23 protein-coding genes and 1 tRNA gene are annotated in these 24,629 nt (G+C 42.9%); 11 read left to right on the top strand and 13 right to left on the bottom strand.

The features are described 5' to 3' along the window. Positions 1-22 precede the first annotated feature (22 nt). Entirely contained in the window at positions 23-2,767 is a 2,745-nt protein-coding gene (locus AAA942_RS04445) for a CHAT domain-containing protein (RefSeq protein WP_338219030.1), read from the top strand. Here AAA942_RS04445 and AAA942_RS04440 read toward each other — a convergent pair. The 6 genes from AAA942_RS04440 to AAA942_RS04415 form a co-directional block, all read right to left on the bottom strand. Continuing rightward, positions 2,724-3,770, bottom strand: coding sequence for an ABC transporter transmembrane domain-containing protein (locus AAA942_RS04440; protein ID WP_338219029.1), 1,047 nt, complete (start codon positions 3,768-3,770; stop codon positions 2,724-2,726). The two genes, AAA942_RS04445 and AAA942_RS04440, sit on opposite strands and share 44 nt — an antisense overlap. Before the next feature lie 23 nt (positions 3,771-3,793). Continuing rightward, positions 3,794-4,861 (bottom strand): hypothetical protein, encoded by a 1,068-nt coding sequence (locus tag AAA942_RS04435; RefSeq protein WP_338219028.1) that lies wholly within the window; start codon positions 4,859-4,861, stop codon positions 3,794-3,796. 12 nt (positions 4,862-4,873) lie between these two features. Beyond that, positions 4,874-5,686 carry a DUF2490 domain-containing protein gene (locus AAA942_RS04430; RefSeq protein ID WP_338219027.1) on the bottom strand — a complete coding sequence of 271 codons (813 nt, stop codon included), beginning with the start codon at positions 5,684-5,686 and terminating at the stop codon, positions 4,874-4,876. 241 nt (positions 5,687-5,927) lie between these two features. Further along, positions 5,928-6,668: a hypothetical protein gene (locus tag AAA942_RS04425; protein ID WP_338219026.1), complete on the bottom strand. Its 741-nt coding sequence runs from the start codon at positions 6,666-6,668 to the stop codon at positions 5,928-5,930. A 119-nt stretch (positions 6,669-6,787) separates the two neighbouring features. After that, positions 6,788-7,558, bottom strand: a complete 771-nt coding sequence (locus AAA942_RS04420; protein ID WP_338219025.1) for a hypothetical protein — start codon at positions 7,556-7,558, stop codon at positions 6,788-6,790. Next, the gene (locus tag AAA942_RS04415) at positions 7,551-8,159 is read right to left on the bottom strand and encodes an RNA polymerase sigma factor (protein ID WP_338219024.1); all 609 of its coding nucleotides are present in this window, start codon (positions 8,157-8,159) and stop codon (positions 7,551-7,553) included. The genes AAA942_RS04420 and AAA942_RS04415 overlap by 8 nt, the downstream gene beginning before the upstream one ends. Before the next feature lie 164 nt (positions 8,160-8,323). Here AAA942_RS04415 and AAA942_RS04410 point away from each other — a divergent pair, with 164 nt between their 5' ends. The 3 genes from AAA942_RS04410 to AAA942_RS04400 are packed head-to-tail and all read left to right on the top strand — an operon-like array spanning position 8,324 to position 10,951. Then, entirely contained in the window at positions 8,324-9,820 is a 1,497-nt protein-coding gene (locus AAA942_RS04410) for a nicotinate phosphoribosyltransferase (protein WP_338219023.1), read from the top strand. Next, complete coding sequence (gene pncA / locus AAA942_RS04405; RefSeq protein ID WP_338219022.1) at positions 9,807-10,433, top strand: bifunctional nicotinamidase/pyrazinamidase; 627 nt, start codon at positions 9,807-9,809, stop codon at positions 10,431-10,433. Before AAA942_RS04410 ends, pncA begins: the two co-directional genes overlap by 14 nt. Positions 10,434-10,435: 2 nt before the next feature. After that, positions 10,436-10,951, top strand: a complete 516-nt coding sequence (locus tag AAA942_RS04400; protein WP_338219021.1) for an acyl-CoA thioesterase — start codon at positions 10,436-10,438, stop codon at positions 10,949-10,951. A gap of 6 nt (positions 10,952-10,957) precedes the next feature. Here AAA942_RS04400 and AAA942_RS04395 read toward each other — a convergent pair whose 3' ends face one another. After that, positions 10,958-11,275: an antibiotic biosynthesis monooxygenase family protein gene (locus AAA942_RS04395; protein ID WP_338219020.1), complete on the bottom strand. Its 318-nt coding sequence runs from the start codon at positions 11,273-11,275 to the stop codon at positions 10,958-10,960. A gap of 109 nt (positions 11,276-11,384) precedes the next feature. Here AAA942_RS04395 and AAA942_RS04390 point away from each other — a divergent pair, with 109 nt between their 5' ends. Beyond that, positions 11,385-12,326 (top strand): DUF4097 family beta strand repeat-containing protein, encoded by a 942-nt coding sequence (locus AAA942_RS04390; RefSeq protein ID WP_338219019.1) that lies wholly within the window; start codon positions 11,385-11,387, stop codon positions 12,324-12,326. A gap of 63 nt (positions 12,327-12,389) precedes the next feature. On the opposite strand, the gene AAA942_RS04385 is transcribed toward AAA942_RS04390, so the two are convergent. Continuing rightward, positions 12,390-12,698: a hypothetical protein gene (locus AAA942_RS04385; RefSeq protein WP_338219018.1), complete on the bottom strand. Its 309-nt coding sequence runs from the start codon at positions 12,696-12,698 to the stop codon at positions 12,390-12,392. A 33-nt stretch (positions 12,699-12,731) separates the two neighbouring features. On the opposite strand from AAA942_RS04385, the gene AAA942_RS04380 reads away from it, so the two are divergent. The 4 genes from AAA942_RS04380 to AAA942_RS04365 all read left to right on the top strand — a co-directional run bounded on the left by AAA942_RS04380 (position 12,732) and on the right by AAA942_RS04365 (position 19,258). Next, positions 12,732-13,100: a hypothetical protein gene (locus AAA942_RS04380; protein ID WP_338219017.1), complete on the top strand. Its 369-nt coding sequence runs from the start codon at positions 12,732-12,734 to the stop codon at positions 13,098-13,100. Between the two features lie 92 nt (positions 13,101-13,192). After that, positions 13,193-15,691 (top strand): YbcC family protein, encoded by a 2,499-nt coding sequence (locus AAA942_RS04375; protein WP_338219016.1) that lies wholly within the window; start codon positions 13,193-13,195, stop codon positions 15,689-15,691. Further along, positions 15,691-17,628: a proton-conducting transporter transmembrane domain-containing protein gene (locus tag AAA942_RS04370; protein ID WP_338219015.1), complete on the top strand. Its 1,938-nt coding sequence runs from the start codon at positions 15,691-15,693 to the stop codon at positions 17,626-17,628. The genes AAA942_RS04375 and AAA942_RS04370 overlap by 1 nt, the downstream gene beginning before the upstream one ends. A 34-nt stretch (positions 17,629-17,662) precedes the next feature. After that, positions 17,663-19,258, top strand: a complete 1,596-nt coding sequence (locus tag AAA942_RS04365) for a SulP family inorganic anion transporter (RefSeq protein WP_338219014.1) — start codon at positions 17,663-17,665, stop codon at positions 19,256-19,258. A 210-nt stretch (positions 19,259-19,468) separates the two neighbouring features. On the opposite strand, the gene AAA942_RS04360 is transcribed toward AAA942_RS04365, so the two are convergent. Both AAA942_RS04360 and AAA942_RS04355 read right to left on the bottom strand, forming a co-directional pair. Then, positions 19,469-19,645 carry a GIY-YIG nuclease family protein gene (locus AAA942_RS04360; protein ID WP_338219013.1) on the bottom strand — a complete coding sequence of 59 codons (177 nt, stop codon included), beginning with the start codon at positions 19,643-19,645 and terminating at the stop codon, positions 19,469-19,471. A 42-nt stretch (positions 19,646-19,687) separates the two neighbouring features. After that, a tRNA-Ile gene (locus tag AAA942_RS04355) sits at positions 19,688-19,761 on the bottom strand. 97 nt (positions 19,762-19,858) lie between these two features. Between AAA942_RS04355 and AAA942_RS04350 the strand changes: the two genes are divergently transcribed. Further along, positions 19,859-20,488 (top strand): HAD family hydrolase, encoded by a 630-nt coding sequence (locus tag AAA942_RS04350; protein WP_338219012.1) that lies wholly within the window; start codon positions 19,859-19,861, stop codon positions 20,486-20,488. Next, positions 20,481-21,590 carry a site-2 protease family protein gene (locus tag AAA942_RS04345; RefSeq protein ID WP_338219011.1) on the top strand — a complete coding sequence of 370 codons (1,110 nt, stop codon included), beginning with the start codon at positions 20,481-20,483 and terminating at the stop codon, positions 21,588-21,590. Before AAA942_RS04350 ends, AAA942_RS04345 begins: the two co-directional genes overlap by 8 nt. 44 nt (positions 21,591-21,634) lie before the next feature. On the opposite strand, the gene AAA942_RS04340 is transcribed toward AAA942_RS04345, so the two are convergent. The 3 genes from AAA942_RS04340 to AAA942_RS04330 are packed head-to-tail and all read right to left on the bottom strand — an operon-like array spanning position 21,635 to position 24,519. Continuing rightward, the gene (locus tag AAA942_RS04340) at positions 21,635-21,931 is read right to left on the bottom strand and encodes a rhodanese-like domain-containing protein (RefSeq protein WP_338219010.1); all 297 of its coding nucleotides are present in this window, start codon (positions 21,929-21,931) and stop codon (positions 21,635-21,637) included. A gap of 1 nt (position 21,932) precedes the next feature. Further along, positions 21,933-23,771: a T9SS type A sorting domain-containing protein gene (locus AAA942_RS04335; RefSeq protein ID WP_338219009.1), complete on the bottom strand. Its 1,839-nt coding sequence runs from the start codon at positions 23,769-23,771 to the stop codon at positions 21,933-21,935. A gap of 4 nt (positions 23,772-23,775) precedes the next feature. After that, entirely contained in the window at positions 23,776-24,519 is a 744-nt protein-coding gene (locus tag AAA942_RS04330; protein WP_338219008.1) for a PASTA domain-containing protein, read from the bottom strand. Positions 24,520-24,629 lie beyond the last annotated feature (110 nt).

Here is a 24,629-nt window from a genome sequence, read left to right as displayed (position 1 = left end):
TTGGGGATGATTATCCCCGAAAATGGCTCCTAAAAAAGTATTTATTATCTTCTGTTTGGTAGTAGGAAGTTTTTCCTGCCTTCATGCTCAGTCGTTCAGGCAAAAACTCGAACTGGCAGATCAATTATATTTTTTGGATGCTCCCACCGAAGCTCAAGATCGCAAGGCTTTGGAATTGTACGAAGAGGTCTTGTCTATTACTCCTGAACCCGAGGAGTCGATAGGGTTTGTCCTGGCCTGTGAACGGGCGGGAAATCTCTATCTAACTCTCAGAATGCAGGAAAAAGCCAAGTACTGGTACTCCAAAGGAATAGAACTCGCACGTGCATTTGGGCATTCGGATACCTTGGTTTATTCACACCACCTCTACTTGGGGGAGTCTTATTTTGGGCTGAATCAATTTGATAGTTCCCTGTACCATTTGGAGAAGGCGGAAAAGGTTCAGGCAGCATTGAATCAAGGGAAACAGCCGGAGCGCCTTTATAATGCACTGGGAGTGTACTTCTTCGAAACGGGAAATTTCAATCGAAGTATTTCCTACTTCACCAAGGCCAATTCCTATGTCGATGTTGATGACTCCAATCAACTCTATGCCCGGTATAGTTTTTTGTCCAACAAAGCTTCTGCATTGTATAGACTTGGAAGGTTTGATGAAGCTCAGTCCATTTATTCGGACTTGCTGAATTTCGGGATCAATAGGGATCAGATTCTCCTCAATCTTGCCAATACCCATATAGAACAAAACCAAGGAAAGGAAGCCCTACTAGTTCTCGGACAAGTAAATGAGGGTTTTGGAAATCGGTCTCTTTCGTACCTGAATCTCAAAGCTAAAGCATGGCTGCAGGTCAATAAGCTCGATTCACTGGAACAAACTTTGGAGACAGCTGAAAAACTCATTACGGATGATTTTACAAATAGAAAAATTCTCCAAAAGGCCATCTTTTACACCATCTCGGGGGACTTGGAAGTATTGAGGCAAAATGAAAAAGAAGCTTTGGGTTTATATCAGCAGGCCATAGAGCAGCTTTTACCTGCTTTTTCCTCTTCGGGATTTATGGAAAGTCCAAAGGAATTTCCCTTTGGGATTTCATTTCTCTCCCTCTTTGAGGTTTTGACCAAAAAGGCGGAGGCTGCATGGAAACTTTATCGAAAAGAAAAGAACAAGCAATGGTTTGAACTGGGAGTGGATACTTGGGAGTCTGCTTTCCGTCTTTCCAGTTTTATCTCGGCCAATTACGACAACGATGAGGCGCGGGTGTTTTTAGGGGATAGGGTTTTGGAAGGATACAAATCCTATTTGGATGGCCTGTTTTTTCTCTCCTCACCTCAGGAAAAGGAAATAACGATGAAGAGGATTTTCTCTCTTTCGGAACGAAGTAAGGCGGAGGCTTTGAAAATCGGAAGAAATCAGGAAGCAAAAAAGCGCAAATCCCAAATCCCGAAATCGTTGATTCAGGAGGAAAGAAATATTCTCTATGCGATCTCTCGGACCTATCAGCAGCAACTTAATGCCAGCTCGGAAGATCAAATTCAGGATGTAGAAGCGGAGTTGGCAGACCTGCAGGTCAGACTTTCAAGAATCAGGGAGGATTTCAGAAAAATCGATGGTTTTACAGAGCAGAAAAACCGGGAAATTGATTTGGAAGCAATTCAGGAGAGTTTGGGATCAGATCTTTCGCTGATGTCCTTTTTCTTGAGTGAGGCTCATCTTTTTGTTTTTGTCATTTCAGAGAATTCTTTCGAAGCAAAAGCTATTGCTTTCGATCAAGTTCCTTTTGATAATTTGGAAATTTGGCTGAAAGGAACCAGAAATCCTGGTAGTTCTTCCCGATGGGGGACCCCTGAAGAGATCAAAGCCTTTTCTGAACTTGTTTTTGGGGATTTTCAAAGGACCTTAAAAAGAGGTGATGAATTGCTCATTGTTCCTCATGATATTTTAAATTCCGTTCCTTTTGAACTCATGCCTTTTGAAGGGGAAAAGCTTCTTTTGGAAGTACTTCCAGTCACCTATCAATATTCTTCCTGGGCCATTTTGGAAGCTTCAAAGGCGAAAAAGCAAAGTAGTTTTCTCGCATTTGCTCCATTTTTGGGGGAGGAGGTAGAGACCAATTCGAGTGGTTTTGCCCGACTTCCTATGTCTTACACTGAGGTAGAGGATAGAAAAGGTCAGGTCCTGATCGGGAAAGACGCGAGCAGAGAGGCTTTCCTCAGTCGTGCACATCAGGCGGGGATTTTGCATTTGGCTACCCATGCAGTAGCCTCTGCGGAGGATCCCAATGAGGCCTTTATCGCCTTTTATCCCGAAGAGGAAGAGTTTCGGGTATTTGCACCTGAGTTGGCTTTTCAGGATCTCCAAAATACCCGCTTGGTTTATTTGAGTGCTTGCGAGACTGGGGCGGGAGTATTGAGTAAAAGTGAAGGAATCATCAGTTTGGCCCGAAGCCTATCCATTGCAGGGGTGGATCAATTGGTTTTTTCTCAGTGGATCAGTGAGGATCAGGTGGCAGCCTTTATCGCTAAGCGATTTTATCGCTACTTGGATAGAGGAGAGAGCTATTCCAATTCTCTTCGACTGGCCAAGATGGACTTGATCTCGGATCCCAAAATGGCCCAGTTTCATCATCCTTTTTATTGGGCCAATTTCCGTGTGGTTGGACTTCCTGACTCTGGATCTGATGGGGAATGGGCCTTATGGCAAATTGCTTTGGTTATAAGCTTAGGGCTTATGCTTCTTTTGGCAGGGGTAGTAGTACTGTTTCGGAAATAGATTTTCGCCTCTTTAGCTCTTTTCTTGTTAGTAAAATCTCCACCTTATCGAGGGAAAGCATTCCTTTTTCGATCGTGTTTGGCGCTTTGATTACATTTCTGATGGCCGGAGTCAAAGCAGAAAGTACAAGCAGAAAGGCCAGTAATTCTCCAGGGGTACTCGTCCCGGCAGAGAAATAGATGAGCAAAAGCAGGGAGAAAATCAGCAGAGGACTGAGTATGGTAATCAGACTCTGTCTTAGGGATTCGGATTTTCTGTATTGAAGATTGGCGGTCAAGACTCTCGACTTTTTTCTCTTGAACCTTCGGATGGTATGATCGATGAGGTTGTTTTCGCGGATAAGGGCGTGTCTGCCAAAGCTTTCAGTCACCATATTCAGAAGGTTGCTCTTGCTGTTTCTTTTTTCAAGAATCAAAGGAGTTTCTTTCCGATCCAAGAAAAGAAACGCAGGAAGCAGTAGCAAAGCCATACCCATCACGGTCAAGGTCCAGGTGGGATTCAGCCAAAGCAAAACCAATAAACCGGTCAGAAGGAAAACTGTATCTCTGATTCCTCTGAAGATCCCGTTGACCAGCATATTTCGAATGGCCAGCATATCCCCGCTGTAGCGTAGGAGGTATTTGCCGAAGGGTACTTCTGAGAATAGTTGATCCGACCAATTCATCTGTTTGGAAAAAAGGTCAGAGGTAAGCCTACTGACCATGCGTTCTGCGGCATAGTTGATGGATTTTCGTTCAAAGAAATCCAAAGAGAATTTGATTAGAATCACGGTCAAGAAAATTCCAAAAAAGAGATTGATATCCTGAATCCGGATTCCGAATTTTTCAAGAAGTAAAGCTTTACTGATTCCTTCCTGATAATTGATATCGAAAAAGGAACCGACCATCAGGCTTAGAAGAAAGGTGCTAAGGCTGGAGATCCAGCCTGCTATCCAAAGGAGCGCCAAAAGCGGGTTTTTACGAAACCAAAGTCTCCTCAGCGTTTTGTTTTTGATCCAATTCATCATGAACTTGGGATTTAGGTTTGTTAGGCTTGAAGTAAATTGGAGCTGTGCTGAATCATAGGCCATTTGCCAAGGCTCAACTGCTCCAGATTGAGGATGGGCATGAAAAGCAGTTCCTGTTTTTCGTAGAGGTATTCCTTTACCTCTTTGATAAGGAGCGGGCTTGCAGTAAACAGTCCGGATAAAGCGGAAGGCATGATCCCCCAGTTGATGAGCGTTTCCATCCCATGGACTGCAGATAGGCTATCCCCAGCTGAAAACACAACCTGATGAACCGTACTCATAAATACAGGATTTTGAAGGAGCATTCGGGTTTCTCTCTGAAACAGGCCATCGGCAATTTCCACGACCACAAACTCAGGGTTTTTAGCATTTACCTCAGCCAAAAGGGTTTCATAAAGGTTAAGGATTTCGGCTTCTGAACTGAGGTAGGTAGATGGGTAGCCATATTTTGAGAAATCAACTGAGACAGTGGCTCCCAGATCATAGGCCAGGTTTTTGTCTTTGGGGTAGGCAGTACCAGTGAGCTTGATGTAAGCAGAAGTAATTCCTTTTTTTGCCAAACCATGGCCCAAATAGGCAGCGGTGGTAGTTTTTCCACTATCCATAGAAGAGCCGAGAGACAAGATTACTTTGGTCTTTTGGGCTTCTTTCCCTGTGAATTTTTTTATGGCATGCTTTCGCTCTTGGATGGTATTGATGATCTGCCCCTTGAAGTCTGTTGCAATTCCTGTCAATTTAAGCCGGGTAGGTCCTTCTTTTTCAAACTTTGCGTGGGTGCTTTCCAAAATGCCCACTACACCGCCTCCTCCAAGCAAATGATACTCTTCCTGAATCTGGGTAGGGATGTATCCTTCAAATTGGTTAGTGGCATAGCGAGTGCCAAAGGCGCACATCAGATGATCTCCGGGAAGGATGCTTAGATTTCGTCCTGCGGACTGGAGTTGAGTATGTTTTCCTATTTCCAGGACCTCAAAGACGGCGACATCTCCTGCTTGGAAGGCCACATTTGCAGGGAGTGATTCAGGAGAGATAAGTCGGGCGGGATTGATGGTGTTGCAAAGCATTCCCTTTTTGATTCGTGTGTTCATGGTATAAATTGTTTAGAAGTTAATTGGGAGAAATCCATCTCCATTGATTGGTTTGATTTGATAGGACAAGGTAAATCCGATGATATGTTGATTATTGAATGGTCTTTGGATTCGGCCTGTATTGGGATTTAGGACATTGATTTTGTTCGTTTCGGAAAAGACCAGATTGAATTCATGCTGATTGATATAATACAGGGAAAGGCGAATGGGCTTTGAGATTTTGAAATTGAAATTGGCCATCAGCCTTCCCCGATGAAGACCATTGGAGGCTTTTCTGGTGATTTCCTCTCCACTCTCTGAAAAGTATCGGATAGGGTCTCCTCCGATGTTGAAAAACAGGGCATAGCTCAGTGAAGGGGCCACACCAAGAAAGTCAAGCCTTTTCCTTAGGCCGATTCTGGACCCCATGATGACTCGGTAGTCAAAGCGCGGTTCTTGGTCGTTGTGCGCTTCAAGTTGGAGGCTGTTTCGAAGGGTAAACCGTCGGTCCAGCCTAAGGCGATGACTTCCTTCAAGAGTCCATCGGTGGGTGGTCCTTCCAGAACTAGGAAGTCCCATCCAGGCCGAACCGAGTTCCACTCTCCAATCCTTGTTAAGCCGATAGGACAAGGCTGCAGCATACCAGTTGAATGAAGTTTCCAGATTTGGTTCATCTATACTTAAGGATTTGATGTAGGAGGCCCGTACGGCCAGTTTGTCGGTCAGCGGTGCTCCCACATTGAAGCTGCTCCATAGTCGGGTTTTGTATTGCCCATGAGCCAGTTGTGGGCTTCCGATCAGGAAGACCAGGAGGAGGAGCAGAATTATTAATCGATTGGCTTTCATAAATGGTTGATGATTTAATCTGCCTTTTGGTCGATCCTATAGTTGGAATTGTAACCCTGCGTATTATTTTTTTTTAAGAATTTTCAAGAGAAAATTTATCTAGAGTATTTGTAATTAATTATGGGTTATAAAATGTTGATTTTAAATATTTTAAATCCTTTGTTTTAAAGAGAAAAGACACCCTTTTGAGGTGTCTTTTCTAAGTCTAGGAAGGACTTTGAGGCCCAATGTCCAAGTGGGATTAATTCATTTTCAATTCAATTTCGGTGGAGTCTTTGATTCTCTGCTCCACTTTTCTAAATATAGATCCATTGATTTGTTTGGTGATTAGAAGTACGCCATCTGTTAGTTCGGCTGATTCCAACTCAGAGGTGCTGACTCCAGAAAACCAACCCTCAGCATTGATCTGAAATAATGCGAGAGGATTATTGACCGCATCCAGAAAGAAAAGGTCATCGTCATCCTCTGCTTCCAATTCTACTTCAAAATCCCAATCATCATCATCATCCCCAAATACCTGAAACTTGAAGGGAACAGAGCTGCCATCTTGCTTGGAAAAGGTGCCGTTCAATTCTAGAGAAGGCTGATTTCGGTTGTCAATCAAGTCCAATTCGACTTCGATTTCTTCATAGTTTCCGGCAGGTATGGCAATAAAAAAATCCACTCCGGAATCAAACTCATCGAAAGTGATCTTTTTGATTTCTGGAAATCTATATTCCAATTCTTTTTCAAATTCCCTTCCGGCCTCATCTACACCTTCGGTTTCCAGCTCTACCTCTTTGACTTGAATGAATCCTGAGTTGATTTTCAAGCCGGCATTCGTCAGTCTGGCTCCTGGATTACCTGAATTCTGAAGTTTGATTCCCATTCCGATTTTCACCTCACCGGTGCCGAGCACATCGGGATTGTTATCTTCGGAGCAGGAAGAAAAAGAGAATGCAAGAAATAGGAGCAGTGCGGGTAGAATAAGATAGTTTTTCATGTTTTCTATTGGTTTTTCTCTTAGTCGCAGCCAATCGAATAGATGTAACCTATACAACAGAAAAAAAACAAAAAAACTCCCAGGTTGGGGAGTTTTCTTGGATTTGAAGCGAATTAGGCTCAATATTTCCATTCCAGAACCGTCATTTTCAGTCGATCCCAAGAAGAGAAATTTTTGAAATAGGTGTGTTGAGGATCATTTTGAATTTTTTCCATTCTCGTTTTTGCATCACTTATTTTTTTCTGCTCCAAATACGCTTTCACCAGATAGTAATCAATCTGATCAGCAAATTCCTTGGATTGATTGCTGTTATTTCTTTCCTCAATCTCAAGGAGCAAGTTTTCTGCAGATTCGGGCTGACTTTGGTCCAAATAGGCCATGGATAAGATGAAATAGGCTTTGGCATCATAGCTATCAATCTCGGAGGCCAGTTTATTGATTGTTTCGAAATCTTTCTTTTGATAGGCTTCTTCCAAACTACTGATTTCAAATTCTCCGGATCTCATTACGGGAATTTGGTAATCCAAATGCTTGGAAGTGATACTTTCTGGTGAGGTGCTGAAAAACAGGACTGCAAAAACTCCCGCGAGAAGCAAGGTCAACGATGCGGCGATTCTACTTACCCAGGTGAAAGGGGAGATAGAGCGGGTAGGGGTCTCAGACTCAATTGCAGAAGAATTACGCTCATTCAGGAATTCAGATTGAGATTTTCGGATCATTTCTTTCCAGGCTGCCATTTGGACACCTTCACGGGCGAGTTTCAAGGCTTCCAGTTCCAATTTCAGTGCAGAATCCACTTTGAGGTCTTCAACTAATTGCTCAGCTTTTTCTGCTTCCATCAATCCGTCCAAATAGGCTTCCAGGTCTTCTATAAGGTATCTGTTATTCATGGCGTAGTGCTTTTTGTAGATGGGTTTGTAGGGAAGGGGAGGATTTTACCTGATCGGTCAGGCTTTGGAGACATTTGTATTTTTTGTTTCTCAAGACCTGCTCCGAACTGAACTCCAGTTTTTCACAGATTTCTTTCATTGGCAATTCTTCGAAATAGAAGAGTGTGAGCACCTGCTTGCATTTTTCTCCCAACTTCTCAAAAAGGTCCATCACAAAGCGGAGATTTTCATTTCGGCTGATTTCCTCCGAAATGTCCAAGTCCATTTCATCTTTTTCCATTTCGTATCGTTCGTTTCTGGCACTCATGCTTTTTCTTTTTCTCAATTCCGAAATCCAAAGATTCTTGCAGATGCTGTAGAGAAAGGACTTAATGGATGCCTCTCCCCTGAATTTTCCTTGAGTGACCAGTCTGACGAAAACCAACATTACCTCCTGAATCAGGTCTGCAGCATCGTCTTGGTTGCCTGAGTTTCGTAGAATGTAATTCTCCAGCACTCCATAATGCTGCTCATAAAGCTGACTGATCGCCTGATTGGGATTAGATTTGGATCTGATCTGCTCCAGGAGTTCCTGATCGGTTAAATTTCGGTTTAGCTTCATCGGCTAATCATTACTTGGTCGATGGTGATGGGAAAAATGTAATCTCAATATCCAACTATTTTTCAAATCTTTTCATTCCCTTAACATTCTTGGTGGGAAAGTGCTTTGAATGTACCTTTGAAAGGATTCCCTGACACTAGACTGAAAAGAAAGTTTCGAAATTCATGAAAATAACCAAGGATCTCTATCAAAGCAATCTGGTATTGCTTACCGATTTTTACCAGCTCACCATGGCTTACGCCTACTGGAAAGCAGGAAAAGGTGAGCAGGAGGCGGTTTTCAATCTTTTCTTCCGCAAGCATCCTTTCCAAGGTGGATTTTCTTTGGCTGCAGGCTTGGATTATGTGATTGATTACTGCAAAAACTTCCGCTTTTCCGGCACTGACTTGGATTATTTGGCTCAGATGAAAAATCAGGATGGAAGCCCGGTTTTCGAAGTGGGTTTTTTGGATTACCTGAAAAACCTAAAATTTTCCTGCGATATCGATGCGGTGGAGGAAGGAACCGTGGTATTTCCCAATGCTCCTTTAATTCGTGTGAGAGGTCCTTTGATCCAATGCCAGCTTTTGGAGACTCCACTTCTAAACATCATCAATTTCCAGACTCTGATCGCTACAAAAGCTGCAAGAATCAATGTTGCGGCTAATGGTGCTCCGGTTTTGGAGTTTGGCCTGAGAAGAGCACAGGGAATCGACGGAGCCTTGGCTGCCAGTCGGGCAGCTTATATAGGAGGCTGCACTTCGACCAGCAATGTCATGGCAGGGAAGCTATTTGGAATTCCCGTTTCCGGCACGCATGCGCACAGTTGGATTATGTCTTTTGAGACAGAATTGGAGGCATTTGAGGCTTATGCAGAAGCCTTTCCCGAAAAATGCGTGTTTTTGGTGGATACCTACGATACCATTCAAGGAATCAAGAATGCCATCAAGGTTGGGAAAATCCTAAGGGAAAAAGGAAAGGAAATGGTGGGGATTCGGATTGACTCTGGGGATTTGGCCTATTTCTCTATTCAGGCAAGACAAATGCTGGATGAAGCAGGCTTCCCCGAAGCAAAAATTGTGGCTTCCAATGATTTGGATGAGCAAATCATCACTTCTCTGAAAACCCAAGAGGCAGCCATCGATGTTTGGGGAGTAGGCACCAAGCTGGTGACGGCATACGACCAACCTGCGCTCGGTGCAGTATATAAACTGTCAGCAATTAAAGATGAAAAAGGGAAATGGGTGCCCAAAGTCAAAGTTTCCCAGCAGTCCATGAAGATCAATATCCCCGGCCTTCATAACGTCAAGAGGTACTACAGTAAAGACAAGGCAGTAGCTGATATGATCTATCTCGAGGAGCAGGAAGTCAATCCCCGAGGAGTGGTGATCATTGATCCGATTGATCCAACGCGCAGAAAAAGGCTTATGCCGGCTTTTTACTCTGAAGAGGTATTGTTGAAGCCGATTTTCAAAGAAGGAAAGTTGATTTATACTATTCCAAGTTTGGAAAAAATCAGGGAACGGGCAGCCCATCAGCTGGAATTTCTAGACAAAACGCATAAGCGATTGGTCAATCCTCATCTCTATCCTGTTGGTTTGGAGGAAAATCTCCATCACCTCCGCATGGAACTGGTCTTGAAGTCGCAGAATTTTGAAAATGAAAAGAATGAGCAAGAATAAAGACGAAGTACTTTTGATCGTAGATGTGCAGAATGATTTCATTCCCGGAGGTGCCTTGGAAGTATCAGGGGGAGATGAAATTGTGCCGCTGATCAATCGACTTCAGGAAAAGTTTGACCGGGTGATAGCCACACAGGATTTTCACCCCGCAGATCATGGCAGTTTTGCTTCAGAATACGAAGGGAAGAATCCTGGAGAGATTGTCAAATTGGGAGGCTTAGACCAGGTTCTTTGGTCAGATCATTGTGTTCAGGGGACCAATGGGGCAGATTTTCACCCGGATTTATCTCAAGAAAAATGGGAGGCTGTATTCCAAAAAGGGAAAAACAAGTTGGTGGATTCTTACTCGGGTTTCTTTGACAATGCCCGAAGAGGTGACACCGGACTTGGGAGCTATCTGAAAGAGAAAGGGGTACAAAAAGTATATGTTTGTGGCCTTGCTTTGGATTATTGTGTGAAGTTTACCGCTTTGGATTCAAATGATCTGGGTTTTGAGACCTTTTTGATCCAAGATGCTACCCGGCCCGTGAATTTGCAGCCTGAAGACGGGGAAAAAGCCAAAGAAGAACTCCAAAAGGCAGGAGTGAAAATCATCAACAGTCAAGACATCTGATCATGTTTGTATTTAATCCAGAAAAGCACTATCCCAAGGAAACTGAAAGCCGGGTCGTCATTCGATTTCAGGATTGTGACCCCCTGCGGCATCTGAATAACGCGAAGTATTTCGATTACTTTTTCAACGCCAGAGAAGATCAGGTTCCCAAATTATACGGATTGGAGATTATTGATCTGATCCGCGTTTATAAAGCAGCCTGGGTGGTGTATAACCATAACATCAGCTATGTGAGACCCGCTATGGTGGGAGAGTGGGTGAGGATCATGAGCCGGATTTTGTGGTACAATCACAACACCATTTTGGTGGAGTACTACATGACTGACGACTCCAAGACCCAGTTGAAGACCGTGCTTTGGTCCACTATGCGCTACGTAACTTTGGCTGAAGGGAAAAGTACCGACCATTCAGGAGCGGTCAATGACTTTTTGAAAGCCACTTCCATTCAATTGGATATCTCCGAAATTCAAATCAAAGACCGGGTCAAGCAGCTGAAGGCTGAAATCGAAAAGAAGTAGAACGATCTACTTTTCAAACTCATAGTCTCTTTCCACTCTCGCGATTCGGGTCTTGTATCCGCTGTACCACTTTTCTCTTCCTAGTTTCTGGGCGAGAAGGTGGTCTGAATGCGCTTTCCACTTTCGGATCGATTCCAGATCTTTCCAATAGCTGACCGTGATACCGACTACTTCCCGGGCACTTTCGTGGCCCAAATATCCCTCCTGATCCTCGGCTAGCTGAACCATCCAAGTGGCCATTTCCTGGTAATTTTCATCTATCTCCGTTCTTAAACTGGTAAATATCACTGCGAAATAGGGAGGAGAAGGAGTCTTTGCAATCATTTTTTCGAAAAGAGTAGGGGTAAATGCCTTTTGGATTGTCTTGAGAAAAGGAGGATGAAATTCCTTTTGATGAAAAATACTAAACCAAAAATTATTTACCCACACTAAAATGAAAACACAAGTAAAAACCTTGGCAGGTTGGGCCTTGACGGCAGCTTCTTTGTTTCTATTAACCTCTTGTTTTGAAGACATGGATGTAGTCCAGCGAGTGGATGAGGAGTTTGCAGGAATTCAAGTGATTGAAATCGAATCCGGATTTCTGGAAGTAAACTATCAGGGAATCGAAGGAATGCAGGAAGTTAAGCTAATCGGACAGTTGGAGTCTTCTCGGGGAGATAGATTCAAAATAGACTATACCACAGAAGGAGATCGACTAAGGATCGAACTGGATCAAAAATCCGGCTTTGGAACAGGAAGAAACCGGGGCTATCTCTATCTCACAGGTCCAAAAAACATGAAGCTGCAGATCAAAGGAGGCTCCGGAGAAATCAAAGTTTTGGGTATTGATCACCCGGTATTGGAAGTTTCTATAGGGTCTGGAAAAATAGAACTAGCTGATATTCTGTCTTCAGAAATCCACACGGAAGTTGGTTCTGGATCATTTTCAGCAAATTCAATAGCAGGAAATCTTCAGGGTTCTGCCTGTTCGGGAGAATTGAAAATCCAAAATATGGAAGGAAATGTGGAATTAGTGGCTTCCAGTGGAAAAATCGACCTATCAAATATAGAAGGAAGTGTTAATGCTGAGATGAGTTCAGGAAGGGTACATATGGATGGAGTGCAGGAGCTTCAGACTATCAAAATAAGTTCAGGAACTGTAGATGCCCAAAGGGTCGGCTTGGGGCCCAAGACTTATCTTTCAGGCTCATCCGGTAATTTCAGGATTCAGACTTTTTCTGATTTGAATGCGTTTAATTTTGATTTAAAAGCAGGTAGTGGAAAAGTGGAAGTGGGCAATAGAGGATCATCAGGTTCTTTGCTTATAGATCATGGTTCTCCATATACCGTGTTTGGTCAGGTATCCAGTGGAAATATTGAAATCAAGAATTGATTGCGAAATAACTTGGTTTGATAAATGTCAAATAGTCGATTCTGAGTAGGTTGCATCATATTTTCACCCTAAATTTGTATGCATGCCGAGTAAATTGATTTTTAAAATCGAAATTTTATTTGGCTGTTGAAACTTTCCTTTCTGAAATAGGTTCTGATTGAGTCCTTCTAGAAAAGGAGAAAAGTTGTTCCAATCACCCCCAAAACCTCGGATTCCCGAGGTTTTTTTGTTTCTAAAAAAATGGGGTCCATTTTCCTCTAACTCACTTTCAATGCTGACTTTCCATTTGGTGGCTAGATAAGAAATTTCATTTTCATAAAATTTTTTAATTTTTAACATAAATAAATTCAATAAAAAATATTTCGGATTCAATTTTCTTTAATTTTACCTCGTGAATTGAATTTGATGGTTTCCTTCCTTTCCACATTTTTCCTTCTTCTGCGTTGGGTTTTGGTCTTTCAAAACCCTCTGGGAGATGTACTAGCCATTGATTCACAAGTAATTTCCCATCAAGAAGATCAGTCCCATCAGGAGCAGCTATACCTTGAGGAAAATGACCAATTACATAATCTATTTGGGTTTTGTGAAAATTCTGGAGAAGAAAAAGAAGAAAGCGAGGAGGAGGGACCAATTGAAAACTTTCAGGGTCTTTATATTCATTTTCAGATAGTAAAGCTTTCTGGGAGATCCAACGATTTTACTGAAGAAAGGCCTGGAAAAGGCAGCCTTCATTTATACGATTTTTATCATTCCTGGAAGATAGCGCTGAGTTGATTTTTGCCATTTAGGCACCGTTGTATTCTGTCCTTATTGGACAAAATCCTTCCCGAAAACCGGGAATACTCTATTCACTCAGCTAATTTACCATGAACCATTTCAAACAAGGCGAAGTCTTGGGAATGGGTGTGCTTTTGGAAGAATTGAAGCATTTTCTTCCTGCGCAGGCTCCGCTCAAGGACTTTGTCCATCATAATACCCTGCATGCTTTCCAAAACCTTCCTTTCAATCAGGGACTAAAGCAGGCAAAAATCCAATTAGGATATCGGGGATATCTCCCAATCGAAGACTACCGGAAGATGTACCGGGAGGGAAAAATCAAAGGGGAAATCCTCAAAAAGGTTTTGGAAGATCATTTCGGACCGATTCATTCTCAAGAATGGGCGGTCAAACTACTGGATCAAAATTTTGAGGAAAACGGAATTCCAAAAATTGGCCGTTTGCGTGGACTTTGGAAAAGTGAGTATCACTTTAATCTTGATAAAATCACCCATCCTTTTTTGTTTAGAATCCTCTCTGCTTATCTGGATCAGGGGATTTCAATTTGGTCCTTTCCTGTCCAATCAGGTGGCTTTTTGGATTCTATCCGATGGATGGAGAGAAGTAGCGCCTCTTCTTTGCTGAAGTCGCAGCGAGCCAAGCTTCTCTTGCACAAGGAAGATCTAATATTGGAAGACCTTCTTGAGATTTTGGTAGAAAGACCGGAGGCTTATGGCTGGTATATGTTTGATCAGCAGTTTGCTCATCCGGGCTGGTCTGGGATGGTTGCAGTTTTGGAAAATCAACCCGAAAGCCTTTTGGATTCAAGGAGCATTTCCCTGGAAGACATGATCAAGTTTGAATGCCTTCTAGAGATCGATGCTTTGGATCAAAAGTATGGTGAAAACTGGGCACCTATCGGGTTGAAATTTCCTCTATCCACAGCAAGTTTTTTTGAAACTACGCCTTTTGAAGAAGTGGATTTGGCTTTGCAATGCTGGCAGGAGGCCTTTGAATGGAGCTATTACGATGAGGTTTTGGCGGGAATAGCTGCTGTGAAAATAGAGCCGGTTACGCCGGAGGTTCCAAGCTTTCAGGCGATGTTTTGTATCGATGACCGGGAATGTTCCACCAGAAGGCATTTGGAGTATATAGATCCTTCTTGTGCTACTTATGGAACTCCTGGCTTCTTCAATGTTGAGTTTTACTTTCAGCCCGAATTCGGCAAGTTTCACACCAAATCCTGCCCAGCACCTGTCACCCCCAAATACCTGATCAAGGAGACTGCCAACCATAAAAAGTTGGCAAAGGATGCCCATTTCAATCAAAACAGTCACTCACTAATCCGTGGTTGGGTCAATGCCCAAACCTTGGGCTTCTGGTCTGCACTTCGATTGGTTGGAAATATTCTTACACCTTCCAGTTCGGCTTTGGAGGTTTCTTCTTTCAAGCACATGGATCCCAAGGGAAGCCTTACCATTGAATATCAAGGGTTGGAGGAAAATGGGCTTCAGGTAGGGTTTAAGGTGGAGGAAATGGCGGACCGAGTGGAAGGATTGCTAAGAAGCATTGGTCTTTTGGATCGATTTTCCACTCTTGTCTACCTGATCGGTCACGGGGCATCCAGTATCAACAATACCCATTATGCAGGGTATGATTGTGGGGCCTGTTGTGGACGTCCTGGCTCGGTCAATGCCCGGGTAGCAGCGGCCATGGCCAATCATCCTGAAGTCAGACTTCTGCTTGAGCAAAGAGGGATTTGGATACCTGAATCTACCCAATTTGTTGGGGGACTTCATGATACCACCAAGGACGAAATCGATTACTACGACGTAGAATTCCTAAATCCGCAGAATCTCCGCAAGCATGAAGAAAACAAAAAGAAATTTGCCCGAGCTCTCGAAATCAACGCGTTGGAGAGATCCAGAAGGTTTGATACGCTGGAAAAGGGAAAGTCTCTGGGAAGACTTCATGAAGCAGTAAAAAAGCGGGCTTTTTCTCTTTTTGAACCTAGGCCGGAATACAATCACGCAACCAATGCGCTTTGTATTGTGTCCAGAAAGTCCACAATCAAGGGGTTGTTTTTTGACCGGAGAGCCTTTTTGAATTCTTACGATTATCGAAAAGACCCGGAAGGTAAAGCACTGGCAAAAATCCTCGGAGCTGCTGCCCCAGTCTGTGGAGGAATCAATTTGGAGTACTACTTCTCTCGAATGGACCCGGATAATCTTGGCGCAGGGACAAAGCTTCCTCACAATGTCATGGGCCTGATTGGTGTGGCCAACGGGGCGGACGGAGATCTCAGAACAGGCTTGCCTTATCAAATGGTAGAAATCCATGATCCCATCCGCCTATTGCTTGTGGTGGAGCAGTATCCTGAAGTGGTCCTTCAGGTCATCCGATCCAATCCGGCTACTTATGAATGGATTTCGAATTCCTGGTTGCACTTGGTAGTCATAGATCCTGAAGATGGCTCTTTTTTGAGATTCAGAGAGGAGGGATTTGAGGTCTATGTGCCACTATCCCATGTAGATCATATAGAGCATCTCCAAGACAAGTTACTTCTATCTAAAGAAAACCTTCCTGTATACTTAATCGACTCATTGTGATGGAATTATCAGCTTGGATACAGCTCATGATCGGTATTCCTTTAGTGGGCTTTGTAATCAGTGTGTTAGTGCCTGAGGAAAAAGAGAACCTTCTTTCCAAAGTAGCCTTTTACACCGCTGGGCTGAACTTGTTCAGCGTATGTTTATTTCTGGTTTTCTGGGCCTGGGATGGTTATCAGGCTTTGAATCTTCGGGAATTTGTTTTGCTCAAGACTTCGCATTTTGAGTTTTTGGTGGATTTCTTCTTTGATAGGGTAGGGGCTGTCTATGTAGTCATTGGGTCTATGCTGACCTTTCTGATTACCTTCTACAGCCGCTACTACCTACATCGGGAGAGAGGATATAAGCGGTTTTTCAACACGGTGCTCTTTTTCTACTTAGGATTTAACATTACTGTCCTGGCCGGAAATTTTGAGACTCTGTTTATTGGTTGGGAGATTTTAGGGCTGGCCTCTTTTCTATTGGTGGCCTTTTATCGGGAAAACCTCCTCCCTACCCGTAATTCCATCAAGGTCTTTTCCATCTATCGAATCGGAGATGTGGGGTTGATCTTGGCCATGTGGGCCAGCCATCATTTGTGGAATGAGAATATCACTTTTCTCAAGCTTTCCAATGCTGAGTTGGTCTCAGAAAGCCTTTCAGGAAATAGCGGAATTGGCTTTTTTATAGCGATGATGCTGCTTTTGGCTGCCGCTGCAAAATCAGCTCAGTTTCCATTCTCTTCTTGGCTTCCAAGAGCTATGGAGGGTCCCACACCTTCTTCAGCGATCTTCTATGGGTCTCTGTCTGTGCATCTTGGCGTGTTTTTGCTTCTTAGAACCTATCCCTTTTGGGAAAATCAATACGCAGTCCGGATCCTTATCGGTTTGGTGGGATTGATTACGGCAGTAGTGTCCAATTTGATTGCAAGAGTTCAGACTTCTGTAAAAACTCAAATTGGCTATGCTTCCCTTTCTCAAATCGGGATTATGTTCATAGAGGTAGCTGCCGGATTTGAGGTGTTGGCCTTGATTCACTTTTGCGGAAATGCATTTCTGAGGACCTATCAGTTGTTGGTTTCTCCTTCTATCGTGAGTTATTTGATCAGGGAGCAGTTTTACGGATTTGAGCCTAAAAGCCAACCTTCATCGTCTGTTTGGCTGCAAAAGATCAAAGTTTCCTTTTATGTCTGGAGCCTGAAGGAGTGGAATTTGGATCGATTGGTCAACCGGATTTTGTTCAATCCCATGAAAAAGCTTGGGCACAAATTGGATTTCCTAAGCTATCGGACAGTCTTATTCTACTTTGTACCAAGCTATTTACTTGGGTTTGGACTGCTGGTTTTGGGGTTTAAATTACCTCCCTCCCTTCACGCTGTCCTTCCCTCGGTTTTTGGGTTCATCGCTTTTTTGATGGTGTTGAAATCCTTTTCAGAACGAAAATCAGCCAGGCTGAGCTGGATGATGCTGATTATGAATCATTTCTGGATGGTTTTGGCTATAGCAGAAAATGAAAATTTTTCTCCAAAGGAGATCATCGTGTACCTAAGCGGGGTAGTGGTCTTCGGATTTTCTGGATTGGTAGTCATCTCCTGGATGAAGAAAAATCTAGGACAGTCAGGGCTATTTGAGTACCAAGGTTACGTGAGAAAATTTCCCGGGTTAGCATTCGCTTTCCTTCTGAGTGTGCTTGGGTTGATGGGCTTTCCGATTTCTCCAACCTTCATCGGAGAAGACCTTCTCTTTAGCCATATTCATGCGGACCAATACCTTTTGGCCTCACTTGCCGCATTGACTTTTGTGATGGAGGGGATTTCAGCCATTCGGATATTCGGAAGACTCTTCCTTGGTACTAAAAGAAACCATGCCTCTAAGGAATTTGGTTTCAGTTCCCATCTCTTTACTAAAAGGAGAAATCACTCCAATATTTCATCCTTCAAATCATCCATTTCATCCTGAATTCTTCAGGGTCTTTGATAAAAAAAATATTCCTATGAAAATCACATCAAAACTAAGTGTCCCCAAAGAGGGGTTGGCAGGACTGAAAGAAAACTTCCTTTCAGATGCTACTGCCGGATTTATAGTCTTTCTATTAGCGATGCCCTTGAGTTTGGGTATTGCCAAAGCTTCTGATTTTCCTCCCATCATGGGCTTGATTACTGCAATCATCGGAGGCTTATTGGTCAGTTTCTTTGCAGGTTCTCGACTTACTATCAAGGGACCTGCTGCAGGATTGATTGTAGTGGTCGCGGGTTCTGTGGCTGATTTCGGTGGGGGAGAAGCCGGCTGGAAGTTAGCTCTTGGTGCCATGGTGGTGGCCGGCTTGGTACAGATTGGTTTCGGCTTTTTGAAATTGGGCAAGTTGGCGGACATTTTCCCTCTTTCTGCGATTCATGGAATGCTTGCGGCCATTGGGATTATCATTATTGTAAAGCAGATACCGGTCCTCTTGGATGTAAATCCTGAGCTATACAAAGGATTGAGCATTATCCAAATGATTACTTCCATTCCTCGGTTTTTGGCCAATTTTGATCCTCGAGCTACCCTAATCGGGGTGTATAGCTTGGCGATCATGTTGGGTTGGCCTTACCTGAAGGAGTTCAAATTGGGCAAAATCCCCGCTCCATTAATGGTTTTGTTGGTTGCTATCCTTTCGGAGCTGGCTATGGATTTTGCCCATACTGAGCCTGCATATGCTTTGCTTCATATTGGAAACTTAGTCGATAATGTGAAATACAATGCCGACTTCTCCGGAATAGCCCAAACAGGAATATTTGTAAAATATGTGATCATGTTTGCCTTGGTAGGGACTTTGGAATCTCTCCTCACGGTCAAAGCAATAGACTTGAGTGATCCATTTCGAAGGAAATCCAATAACGACAAAGACCTCATTGCGGTGGGAATCGGTAATACGATCAGTGCTTTGGTGGGAGGCTTGCCGATGATCTCCGAAGTGGCGAGAAGTTCGGCCAATGTAAACAATGGGGCAAAAACCCGTTGGGCTAATTTCTTTCATGGCTTTTTCATTCTGGTCTTTGTCTTGGTGGCCACTCCTGTGATCGAAATGATCCCCAATGCTGCTTTGGCAGCCATGCTGATTACCGTTGGGATCAAACTGGCCCATCCTAAGGAGTTTGTCAATACTTTCAAAATAGGAAAAGAGCAATTGGCCATTTTCTTGGTGACCATTGTGTTCACTCTTGTTGAGGATTTATTGGTCGGGATTGCTGCAGGTATTTTGTTGAAGGTGATTTTGCATCTGATCAATGGGGCTCCACTTAGTTCGTTTTTTAAGGCGCCTACCTCTATTTCTTTTTCTGGAAATGAATACCTGGTGGAAATCGACAAGGCCGCTATTTTCTCCAACTTTCTGGGAATCAAGAAAAAATTGGAGGAAATACCTGCTGGCTTCCATATCACCATCGATTTGAAAAATGCGGTGATGGTCGATCACTCGGTCATGGAAAACTTGCATCATTTCCAGCATGAGTATGAAGAAAATGGAGGGAAAGTCACCCTTGCCGGCTTGGAACTTCACCAACCTGTATCAGACCATCATTTAGCGGCAAGAAGGTTGAAGCCTGCCTGAGCTTGTTGCTTTCCAACGAATCAGACTTCCTATTTCATTCACTGAAATGTGCCCTTCTCCTCTTCTTCCAAAGAGAAGGTGGAAGGTCATTTTCAATACTTATTGATCCAATGAAATCCTTAGCTACTAAAGTTCAATTAACCTTGATCTTCTTTTGGGCCGTTGTTTGTTCACTTCAGGCCCACGGAGACCAAGAAATCAAGCTTTTCCTCAATCAAGAAAAGACACATTGGTTAGAAGCTCCCAGTCGGATGATTTGGCAGTAAAGTGATGCTTCCCATACGCATGCTCATTATGTTTTTGGATTTTAGCTTCAATGGAGTCCTTTGTAATCCCAGTATAGAATTTTCTAAGGGAAGGGCTAAAGAGAATATAACAGTAGTTCATGGTGTAAAAAAAGCAAAAGGCTGGAATAAATCCAGCCTTTAGTGGGCCCACCTGGGATCGAACCAGGCACCTACTGATTATGAGTCAGTTGCTCTAACCGAATGAGCTATAGGCCCGTGTTGAGTTTTGAATGGTGGCCTTTGCCACTTTAAATCTTGGTTTTGGGAGTGCAATGTTACATATTTGAGTTCAATTACACAACTTGACTTTCGAATGAAAAATAGCCCGGATGTTGACTTTTTGATATTTGATTTGGGAAACGTAATCATTGACATTGACTATCAGCGATCTTTGAGTTTGATCAAAAGCAAGTTGGAGGAATCCTTTCATGATCGGGTCGATATTTTTTATCAAACGGAGTTTCATAAGTCCTATGAAAAAGGCCTAATTTCTTCCATTCAGTTTAGAGATGAAGTCAGAAATTATTTTGACCAGCCGTGGACTGATCAGGAAATTGATATGTTGTGGAACAGTCTTTTGGGAAAAATTCCCCCACAAAGACTGGATTTGGTGAGAGAGCTTCGCAAAAAGTATCAAGTAGGTGTGCTGAGCAATACCAATGAAATCCATATTGATGCAGTGCATGAAATGCTTAGAACCGAACATGGATTGGATAGATTTGATCCGATTTTCGACTGGGTTTTTTACAGCCATGAGATGGGATTGGCAAAGCCCTCTGCTGAGATTTATGAAAAGATGCTTGTTGAACTAAACACTTCACCGGATCGTGTCCTGTTCTTTGATGATCTGAAAGCCAACGTAGAGGGGGCTAAAGCCGTGGGTCTCCAAGCTATACACGTGACGGGTCCTCAAGTTATCTTTGATTTCTTTGGTGATGTATAAGCCTAAAGAGTATCTGATTCACGGATTTTTGTTAGCTCTGACGCTGGTCACGACTACTCTTGCCGGTGGAGAATGGGTGTACAGCAAATCCATTCTTGCCTCAGGTGAATCTGCATTGACTTGGGAGTATTTTGTCAAGTCTATGGCCTTTTCGATTCCATTTATCGGTATCCTATTGATTCATGAATTGGGGCACCTTTTTACTTCAATCTATCATCGGGTCAAGTGTACGCTTCCGTTTTTTATCCCAGCTTGGTTGGGATTTATTGGGGCACCTTCTATAGGGACCTTTGGAGCGATTATTCGCATGAAAGGGTTTGTCAATAGTCGAAAGAAGTTTTTCGACATCGGTGTTGCGGGACCTTTGGCGGGTTTTGTGATCGCTTTTGGGGTATTATTCTATGGTTTTACCCATTTGCCTCCTGCGGAATACATCTATGAAATTCATCCGGAATATGCTGACCCTGATTTTCAGGGCTACGGGGAGGAGGTAATTAATTTTGAATTAGGGCAAAATCTGCTGTTTTACCTGATGGGGGAGTGGCTTGCAGATCCTGTACGTATTCCGGATATGGGGGAAGTCATCCATTATCCCTTCTTATTTGCAGGTTATTTGGCCCTGTTTTTCACCGCTTTGAATCTTCTCCCTATTGGACAGTTGGATGGAGGGCACGTGGTTTTTGGATTGTTTCCACATCATCATAAGTTGATTTCTTTGGTTGTATTCACCCTGTTTTTGTCCTATGCAGGGATGGGAATGATCTCTCCGATGATTCCTTTTGAAGACTTGATTATCAGGATTCCACTATATGTGGGATTCTTGTATATCTGCTATTCAAGAGCGGAGCTTTCTACCCAATCCAAATGGACCTTTGCACTTTCCATAGCTGCAAGTCAATATGTATTGAGTTTTATTCAACCTGAATGGGAGGGATACCAAGGGTGGTTGTTTTTTGCTTTTCTTTTGGGAAGGGTGATGGGGTTGAGACATCCCGAAGTATCAGGTTTTGTCACTTTGGATACCAAAAGAAAATGGATTGGCTGGATAGCAGTGGTGGTTTTTATTTTATGTTTCTCTCCCCGCCCTTTCATATTCACTTAAAAAACAAACCCTGAAAGATTTTTTCAGGGTTTTCGTTTTTTATTTTAAAGTTCGCGGTAGGCTAGAATTCCTCCCAAGACATTTCGCACTTTGGTGAAGCCTTTACCTTCCATAAACTTTTTTGCGTTACCGCTTCTTGCTCCGGATCGACAATGAACAAGGATTTCAGCGTCTTTGTATTTTTCCAATTCATCCAAACGGTGGGGGAGTTCGCCTAAGGGGATATTTTGAGCTCCTAAATTATCCTCTTCGTACTCCCATTCTTCACGGACATCGATGAAAACGAATTTTTCTCCCTTGTCCAGTCGGCTTTTTAGTTCTTTTACAGAGATATCTTCCATTTTATTTGATGACTTGTATTCGAAATGATTCCATCTTGGACCCGGAGATGAGATTGACTATGTAAACTCCGGGTCTTTGTCCGCTAAAGTTAATCATTTCCTCCTCCCCGAGGGATTCCCTAGGTAATAAAATCTGCCTTCCGAAGGAATCAAAAATCTGAATTTCCGCAAATTTCCCTCTTATAGTTAGTCTGTCTCTAACAGGGTTGGGATAGAGGAGAAAGGTCTCCTGAGGGGCTTCGCCTCCCTCAAGTACCTGATTGACAGTGACGTGTGGTCTTATCATCAGGGAACCTAATACCTCCTCGTTTTGTACCCATCCGCCTCCGACATTGTAGAAAATTTTATCAGCCTGATTATTGGTTTTATCCAATCCCACATGGATAAAATCATTCGTAAACTGGGTAAATCCAACAAAAAACTCAGGTCCTACCAAAATGGCAGTATCCAAAGGAAAGTAAATAAACTCCTGTCCAGGTTCTTTAACGGGGATGGCTCTTTCCAAGGAGAAAATTGGCCTTAGACTCAAATCTTCCCATATCACCAAATCGATCGCTTGATTGGCTTGGTTGGCATTGGTGAAGTTGATTGATATTCCATGCAAAAGCACCGGTTCAGGACTTTGGTATTGGACAGCCAATTGTCCTGAGCGCTGATTGATTCCTGCAGAATAATCAGCAGAACCTCCATCATAGGCAAAGAAGTCACGAAGGGGAAAAACGCTGGAAACCGTATCATTATCTGCAAAATTGACCTGCCCAAAAAATGTGGTATCACCAGCACTAATTGTGAAAAGAGGGTCATCCCCAGTAGTCAGAAAAGTCTCAAAGTAGAGGTCGGCAGCTTTACCAAAATTGGGAATTGATTCAAATTCTCTGCTTGAAAAAGCCCTTCTTTCCAATGCATTGGGAACAGGATTGAAGGGAGAATCTGAGTTGATTGGCAAAACTATCTGATCGATAGAGTCTTTGGCTGCTATGGTGTATTCCATGGCCCTAAATCTGTTTTCCAGATTTAGAAATTCATTGGATACCAGACTCCAATTATTTTGTTGGAATCGATCCAAAATTTCCCAAGGATATGCCCGATAATCCCCTAGTTGAACAAAATTAGGCTGAGTGATCGCTCGGTCAGGGTAGGTAAGGTCTGAGGAGTTTCTGCCGGAGTTTAAGTAGATATAATCCAGTAACCAGGCATCAAATGGTCCGCTTAATCTTCCGGAAGACAAAAATCTGAATTGGAAAGACTCATGCTGCCAACTCGGTTCCACGGCGATGATCTCTTGGGCAAAATTTTCTCGGTCACGTTCATCTCCTCCATTTTGGCTCCAGATTGTCCTCCAACTTCCTTCAGGGGTAAGCACCTGAAGAATAAGTTGATCATTTCTGTCTGGAGCTTCAGATTTCCCTCCTGCTTGCCAGAAAAAGCTGATATATACACTGTTTCGTTCACTTTCTGACAGTCCGGTTAAATCAAATGGTTTACTGGTTAAGTAGTCACTATCACCTTGGTCTCGGTCTTGTCGTGAATAGGGCCTTCCGTTTTCATCAACGCCATTAAAAAGAATCATTCCTAAGGAAGGAGGATTATTACCTACAGTTTCTGTGTAGGAGACACCCTTTATTGACCACTTGGTCGTGTCTATGCCTTTCGAAAAATCATCCCAAAAAGGCAAGGAGTTCTGATTTAGCAGCCTTTTTTCATATTGAAAGGCTGGTTTGGAGATTTTGATTTTTTCCACCGGACCCAATTGAACAAACTGGGCAATAGATGGAGTGTTTCCCCATAGCAGAAGAAAGAAAATAAGTGTGAAAAAATATTTGAATGAATTCTTTTTCAAGGATTTAATTTCTAGAAATCCAAAACTCGATCGGTTCGCCTGTTTTCACTTGACTTCCGGAACCTGGAATCTGCATAAATACTTTTCCAACTGGAATAGTATCGTTTTGTGCATAATTCTTACTTCCAACTCGCAAGCCAGAACCTAAAATAAGGAATTCTGCTTCATCTTCATCCAAACCGATCAAATTGGGTACCTGCAAGAATTGATTGCCCATTCCATCGCCCACCACTAAGTCGATTTTGGCTCCTTTGGGCACTTCAAATCCCTCAGGGACTTTAAAGCCTCTGTAGCGTTGCTCAAGAACCACATTGATCCCGATATCCGGAACATAGATGATTTCACCTCTCTCCAAACCCATATTTGCGAGGATTTCCTGAGCATTTCTCAGCATCCCATTTACCAGATTGGGCATCTTGAGCATGGGGGCATTTCTCGAATTGAGGGTGAGATAAACCTTTCTTCCACTCTTTACCTGGGAGCTTGACTTGGGTATTTGTTTTAATACAGCTAAAGCTGGTAATTCAGTACTATACAAAGAATCAGGAGATACTTCATATTGAAGACCGGTGGATTCCAAAAGATCCACTGCTTCATCATAGGTATATCCTGAAAGATCAGGGACAGATACTGTTTCCCCATGATTAGTATATACGGGGAGATAAACTTTCAAAAAAAGGAATCCCAGAAGTACTGAAAGTCCAATAATTATCGAAAGGTGGAAAAGGATTTTTTTGATTGAATACATTATGGGGTTTCTGGTGATTTCAATTCACTGCAAGATAAGGCGAATATCAAAAAATTTGCCTTCTTAGGTTCATTTTGGATTTTGCATTAGCAAAAAATAAGCCGAAGGTG

Source organism: Algoriphagus sp. oki45 (assembly GCF_036245605.1).
Lineage (GTDB): Bacteria > Bacteroidota > Bacteroidia > Cytophagales > Cyclobacteriaceae > Algoriphagus.
The sequence above is the reverse complement of the archived record's forward strand: the minus strand, read 5'-3'. Positions and strand labels throughout refer to the sequence as shown.